Source organism: Oceanisphaera arctica (assembly GCF_002936955.1).
Taxonomy (GTDB): domain Bacteria; phylum Pseudomonadota; class Gammaproteobacteria; order Enterobacterales; family Aeromonadaceae; genus Oceanimonas; species Oceanimonas arctica.
On record NZ_MPZM01000003.1, the window covers coordinates 149,700 to 156,911 of the forward strand.

At 56.8% G+C, this 7,212-nt stretch carries 4 protein-coding genes; 3 read left to right on the forward strand and 1 reads right to left on the reverse strand.

Annotated features, from left to right (window positions below):
* The first annotated feature begins 57 nt into the window (after positions 1–57).
* From UN63_RS02845 to UN63_RS02855, 3 genes are all read left to right on the forward strand, one after another.
* Complete coding sequence (locus tag UN63_RS02845) at positions 58–579, forward strand: helix-turn-helix domain-containing protein (RefSeq protein WP_181068156.1); 522 nt, start codon at positions 58–60, stop codon at positions 577–579.
* Entirely contained in the window at positions 540–1,079 is a 540-nt protein-coding gene (locus UN63_RS02850) for an IS630 family transposase (protein ID WP_104485260.1), read from the forward strand. The genes UN63_RS02845 and UN63_RS02850 overlap by 40 nt, the downstream gene beginning before the upstream one ends.
* 1,347 nt (positions 1,080–2,426) lie before the next feature.
* The gene (locus UN63_RS02855; protein WP_181068157.1) at positions 2,427–4,187 is read left to right on the forward strand and encodes an amidohydrolase; all 1,761 of its coding nucleotides are present in this window, start codon (positions 2,427–2,429) and stop codon (positions 4,185–4,187) included.
* 481 nt (positions 4,188–4,668) lie between these two features.
* Here UN63_RS02855 and mukB read toward each other — a convergent pair.
* The coding region (gene mukB, locus UN63_RS02860) for a chromosome partition protein MukB (RefSeq protein WP_104485276.1) at positions 4,669–7,212 on the reverse strand (2,544 nt) is incomplete at its 5' end.

The window sequence follows — 7,212 nt, forward strand, 5'->3', positions numbered from 1 at the left end:
CATAACCTAAGTGGATTTATACTGTCATCATAGATGCCATTTTGTGGGGCCTGCTGTATGAAACGAAACCTGTTAGGACAACCGCTGACAGCCGAAGAGGTCATCACTCTGGAAGAGATGTCAAAGCATCATCCTTTCCCGGACTTCAGGCGAAGAGCACTGGCGCTACTCGCACTGAATGATGGCGTTACCGTTGTGCAGATTACCCTGATGTTTCGGATGAGCGATCAGCCGATTTACAACTGGACAAAAGGCTGGCGAACCAAGGGATTGGCTGGCATTTTGACTGGTCATAAAGGAGGCCGACCTCCCAAGCTGACGGCTGACATGCTGGATGCTGCCGCAGACATCGCTCGCGCTGAGCCACTGACGCTAGCCAAGATTGCTGCGCGTGTCCGTGACCTCTATCCTGATGCCCCTTCATTTAGTTTGGATCGCCTTTCTGCTGGACTGAGAGCCAGAAAGCTTTCTTTCAAACGAACTCGGCTCAGTCTCGAAAAAAAAGAGACGAAGTCGCCTTCCAAGAAGCAAAAGGCCGCTTGGCGGGATATCGAGAGGTGGCCAAGGCAAGAAAAATAGAGCTTTTCTACTGCGATGAAAGTGGCTTCTCCTGTATACCGAATGTACAGCGAGCCTGGTCACCTCTCGGTGTGACGCATCTCGCTGATGCCAGCGTCGGACGTAAACGCGTGAATGTGATTGGCGCACTGGATTATGCCACTGGGGCGTTACACTTTGAGCTTTTTGAGCACTCGGTGAAACGGCAGCATGTCGTTCCATTTTTAGATAAATTGGCACAATCATCCTGTCAGGATAAAGTCACTATCGTGGTGATGGATAATGCATCCATTCATCACTTTATTGACCCAGCGATGCGCGATAAGTGGCTGTATGAATACCTGTTTGTGCTGCTTTATCTACCGCCATACAGCCCTGAATTGAATCTGATCGAAATCTTATGGAAACAGGCGAAATATCACTGGCGCAGCTTGATTTCCTGGAGCAAAGACAAGTTAGTAAATGAAGTATCAACTCTACTCAAGGGAGTTGGGAGTGATTTCCACATAAGTTATGCTTGATTACTTACTTTGATTTGAAAACCAGTTGACACAGGTCTTCCCATGAATCCCCGTCAAAAGTTCCGTATTTAGTCTGGATCATTTATTAATTCCAAAGTCCATTGTGCCTTCAACGCTATGGCCTGCCATAACATTTTAATAGTGCGCATGCGCATATTTCTCCATCACACCAACTCACTTTTCACCCATAAGTTTATGATAGTAAAATGATTCTTACTCGTCAGCCGTATAAGGTGATGTGCAAAAACACGCATGCGTGATATCAACAGGCGCGTGCGCACTATCCACAAAGCCCTGCCGTTAACCAGCTCAGATCATGAGCGTTTTTAAGGCCTGGCTTGCTGTACACGCGCATACGTTGTTGATAGTGCGCACCGAGCTCTTGAATCCGAAAATATACTGTATAAAACCTTAGTCATCCCCTCATATGAGCCGCGCTACGCCTGGGTTTGAGGGCGTCATAGCAAGAAATGACCAAACTATCGTTACTACCGCACAACTTAGAAAAATGGCCCCACCCCAGGTTCAATGCGGTACTCAGCGGATTTCGGGGTTAGTGCATATTTAGTTTATGCAGCTAACATGGCGCGATCTGCTATTAAAATGAGGGGATTTCTAAGGTATAAAACAGCAGTTTTTTGCTTTGGCCACGCTACCGCCCGGATCTTACGGGCGATCTGGCCTCTCCCTTCCCTGTTTGTGAGGCGCTGTCGCCGATCTTAAATTGAACTCGAATGAAGCCTTGCATTATAAGGGGCTGAGATTGCAAAATGGAAGAGTGAAGGATGATTCCGTGGGGCTGCCTTTTTGTTCGACGTATGCCGCGAGCCAGTGCCGGCCTTCAGCAACACCCCCACCCGCCTCCCCCTGGCGTAACACCGCCGTTATGCCTGTTGGGCCGCTGCCAAGGGGGAGGAGCAGTTCGATGTTCGGGGTTAATTCCGTTTACAGGTCACGCCGGGATTAGCAGGAGGATAAAGGGAGTGGCTCGGCCGACCTTCCGTTTCAGGGACGAAAAGTGCTCCTGCCGTTCCGGCATTCCCACCATACATCGCGATGCAGATAATATGTCCGAACCGAGCTTGATCGCGATGACGAGCTGTTTCACCCTGCATCCAGATAAAACCACCCACACAGAACGAGGGAGGCTTCACCTGGCACTAATGGCACCTCACCACTGGCACTACTTCCTTTCATCCGCATCGTATCTGATATCGACATTGCTAACTTATGGTTAACTTTTTGTTAGCAATTGGTAGCTTTGGGATTTATCGGCCATGACTGATCGTCAATTACCTGCTCAGCTGAACCAGTATGAACAGATGTATACAAGAGGAACATATGGATATGGATAACGCATTACGCAAGGTTTCCAGCCTGGCTCTGCTCATGGCACCGCTGATGGCATTTGGCGCCACCGCCAACCAGGATGGCACAGCCGAAACCATCTATCACAATGCCAAGGTCGTGACCGTCAATGACAGCTTCGAGATTGCCGAGGCTGTGGCGGTAAAAAACGGCCATATCATGGCGGTCGGCAGTAACAGTCAGATCCAGGCACTGGCCTCAACAGATACCAAACTGGTCGACCTGCACGGCAAGACCCTGCTGCCCGGCTTCTATGATGGCCATATTCATGTGGGTACTGGTGCCCGACCGTTTGGCGCCACCTTTAATGTTCCCACCCCGGATCAACTCGGTGAGGTGTTAGCTGAACAGGCTGCCAAAGTGCCGGCAGGTGAATGGCTGGTGGGCGTGATGAATCGCCCTTACTGTCATATGAAGATGCCCAACCGCTGGGAGCTGGATGCCATCGTCCCCGATCACCCTGTGATGCTGGCCTGTGGCGTACTGAAGCTAACACTAAACTCTCAAGCCATCGGCAAGGCCGGCCTGAGTAAAGACACACCCGAGCCAAAAGATGGCCTGATTGTCCGCGATGAACAGGGAGAGCCCCTGGGCGTGCTGACCATGGGTGCCCGGAGTTATGCCCTCGGTGTTATTCCCAAGCCCTCTCTCAGTGATGAGCAAGCCCGGGAAAACCTGCGTGCCCAGCTGAAGAAGTTTCCACCCATGGGCGTCACCAGTGTCAACGTCGCCGGCGTCCGGCCCAACGAACTGCGCCTGATCCAGGATGTCTATGCCCGATGGGGTGATGAGCTACCCCGGGCAACCCTACAGATTTTCATGTTTCCCGGTTATGACCATGTTGAAACCAGCCTGGCCGAAATAGAAGGCCTTGGCTTTCACTCGGGCATCGGGGATCAGCGGCTGAAGCTGGGCGCCATCAAGATGGCCATGGATGGAGCCATTGCCGTGCCCGATTTCAAGACCATTGAACCTTATGACAGCCAGGTCAGCTTTGACGAACACGGCCCCTGGGAGAATCACGACGGTCATTTCGATGGTGTCACAGTCATCCCTCAGGATAACCTGTACAAAGTCGGCAAGCGTGCCCATGAACTGGGTTGGCAGCTGGGTATCCACACCATAGGTGATGCCGCCGCGGTACAGGCGGTAGAAGTACTGGAGCGGATCCTCAAGGAAAGTCCGAAGAAAGACCACCGCCATCACCTGCATCACCTGACCATTCGTCCCCCCGAAGCCACCCTGGCCAAGATCGCCGACCTGGATATCATTGTCGATACCCAGCCCAACTACACCTACTACAACAACGCCTTTATGCTGGCCGCCGTTAGCGGAGAACGACTGGAAAGACAGAATCCCCAGCGCTCGCTGCTGGATCACGGCATCAAGATAGCCTACGGCTCTGATGGTCTGCCCCACGGTCCTTTGCTCGGAATCTGGGCTGCCACCACCCGCATAGGCTACGATGGCAAGGTCTATGGCGCCGAAGAAGCCATCAAGGTCGAGGAAGCCATCCGAGCCTATACCCAGGGGCCTGCCTACCTGACCTTCGATGAAAATGAACGCGGCTCAATTGAAGAGGGTAAGGTAGCCGACATGGTGGTGCTGGCGGAAGATCCGCTGACAATCGATCCCCTGAAGCTGCGGGATGTGGCCGTCGAGAAGACCATAGTAGCGGGTGAAGAGGTATTTGCGGGCTCCCATGTCGAGCCCTATTACCAACTGCCGCCGGCCCTCTGAATCCACTGCCGTGCAGACATAGGATAAATACTCCCACACCGAGATTAGCAGGAGGATAAAGGGCTCGGCTCAGTGTAGCCGGCCCTTTGCCCGACGAGGCCCGAGTTGCCCACATACAAAAAGCCCCGCTGCCTTTCGGTTGTGGGGCCTTGTTTGTTTATTGAAGGTGCCGATAAAGGTCCACTGAAGTGGACCCTACGGTAAGACTGATAGCAACACCCCCACCCCGCCTCCCCCTGGCGTAACACCGCCGTTATGCCTGTTGGGCCGCTGCCAAGGGGGAGGAGTTGTTCGGCGCGTGGCATAGGTGAAGGTGTCTACCTGGGGATGACGAGATCTAAAAAGCCCCGCGGCCTTTCGGTTGCGGGGCTTTGTTTTCTTGTTTAACACCTTGTTGAAGGTCCACTGAAGTGGACCCTACGGCAAAACACTTTAGTATTGCTCATGTTCCGCCAGCTATTGCTGGCGGAACCCTTCGGCGTTACACCACCGCTTCGGCGGCGAAGCCGCGCAGGCCCACTACGTGTACGTGTTCCTGCTTGCCGTGTACCTTGCGGATCAGCTTGTAGGTGGTGCCTTTTTCCGGGCTGATGTTCTCGGGCGCGGCAATCAGCAGCTGCATGTCCTGGCGTTCGCACAACTCGAACAGGGTGGCGATGGAGCGAGCATCCAGTCGTGCCGCTTCGTCCAGGAACAACAGGCGACAGGGTTTCACCTCCTTGTTGCGCAGATGACGGGATTCTTCCTCCCAGCTCTGCAGCACCATCAGCAGAATGGCCTGACCGGTACCTATGGCCTCGCCGGTAGAAAGCGCCCCGCTTTCGGCACGTAGCCAGCCGTCGGCACCACGCTGCACTTCTATGTCCAGATCCAGATAGTTGCGATAATCCAGCAAGGCCTGGCCCAGCACCTGCGGGCTGCGATCCCCCTGCTCCAGCTGCGGATTCAGCCGCTGGAACAGCTTGCCCATGGCCTCGGAGAAGCTCAGTTCCTTGCTGCTGAACAGGTCCTGATGGCGGCCTTCCGGATCGCTCAGGGCTTCCAGCAGGCGGCCATAGGTATCGCGAATGTTCACGTTCAGCCGCACCCCGGCCACCAGACCGAAGCTGATGTTCTGCAGCCCCTGGTTGAGCTGGCGAATGCGGTTCTGCTCGCGGCGGATAATGGTGTTGATCTTGGCCGCCACCTCCACGGAAGACAGCGACAGCTGGCCCTCGCGCAGTTGCAGCTCGTCCGCCAGGCGGCCCAGCTCCACTTCCATCTCTTCCAGCGCTTCCACCGGATCGTCGGCCCGGATGATGTCGTGCCGGATGCGCGCCTTGAGGTGGCTGAACACCAGAATGTAGAACTGCACCTTCTGCAGTGTGTTGCGGTTACCCTCGCTCAGGCGCAGGGCATCGCGCAGCTCTTCGTCGTGGGCCACCGCCATGCGCAGGGCGCCCAGCGCCTTGTCGGAAATGGAACGCAGCTCGTCCGCATCCAGATACGCAAGCTCCGGCCGGGCCAGACGCCGCTCCACATCGTGGTCCCGTGCCAGTCGCGCCACCCTGGCCCAGTTGGCCTTGTGAGCCACCAGCGCCTTGCGGGCGGCAAAATAGCCCTGGCCGTCTTTGCCCAGACGCTGACTCAAAGATTCGACTTCGCGCTTGCTCACCTGGCGCTGGGCCTCGGTCTGGCTGCGCTTGCCACGGGTGTGCACCAGCTCGTTCTCGATGGAACGCTTGGCCTCCCGGGCCTTGTCTTCCATGTCGGGCGCAAGCGTGATGCCCAAGGCATTCAGCTCGTCGCGGAATTCGTTCAGGGTCTGGCTTCTGGCATCCCGACCGGTCACTAAGGCGGTGCGGGCCTGCAGCGCATCGGTCAGGCGACCGTTCAGCTGCTCGGCGCGTGCACCGGCTTTGCGGCGGGCATCGATCGCCTGCACCAGCTTGGCCTTGAGGCTGTCGTTCATGGCCGAGCTCTGATCCAGCAATTGCTCGGCATCCGCATAGGCCAGGTGCGGCAGTCGGGCTACCAGCTGGGTCAGGGTGTAGGTGCGGTTGCGGGCCTCACGCAGCTCGGCTTCGGCCTCGGCCACCTGCTGTTGCAGGGCGTCGAATCCGGCGGGATCCTGGCGCAATACCTGTACCTGCTCGGCCAACCGACCCAGTCGCTGGCCGTGGGCGGCCATAAAGTCGCGGGCCAGGTCCAGCTGGGCCATTTCTTCCCGGGCGGCGGCCAGACGCTGGGCCTGGCCCTCGTCGGCCAGCAAATCCGCCAACGGCAACAGCTTGTGCAGCAAGGCCTGCTGTTCGCGCAACTGGTTGCGGCGGGACTGCCACTGATCCCGCTGGCCGGCGATGGTGGTCAGCTCTTGTTCCAGCTGATGCTGCTGGGCGGCCAGCTCTTCCAGCGCGGCTTCCGGGTTGTCGCCAAAGGCCAGTTGCAGACCCTGGCTAACAAATTCACTCAGCTGATGATAAAGACGGCTGTGCTTTTGCTGGGCGAAGGCGGACTCCGCATAGCGGGCGCTGACGGTTTCCAGCTCGGCGCTCAGCTGCATTATTTTGGCCTCGCGGGCGGCGCGGCCAAACATGGGCTCGGTCGGAAAACGGGAATAACGCAGCTGGCGTTCGCCGTTTTTCACCCAGATGGCGCCGTCCAGCTCGGTGGCGTGCAACAGGTCTTCGTCGAAGGCATCCGGGTTGCCCTGGATCAGGTAAAGATCCGCCGGGCAGGACTCCAGCGCCTGCAACTGTTCCAGCGCCGCCTGAGGGTCGGCCACCACTATGCCGTTGCGGGCCGGGCCATACAGCGCCTCGTAATAGGGGGCGTCGTCTACCGCTATGTCGTCGTACACGTCGGCCAGCAAGGTGCCGCCCAGCTGTTCGCACAGGGCGATGAGGCGCGGATCAGCGTCGACACCGCTACTCAGGCTGCGAATTTGCTGCTCCAGCTGCTGCTTGGCAGTCAGAGATTGCTGCTTGCTCTGCTCGGCCTGATGCTCGTCGCGCAGCGCCTGCTGCATGGCGGCGGTGACCTCATT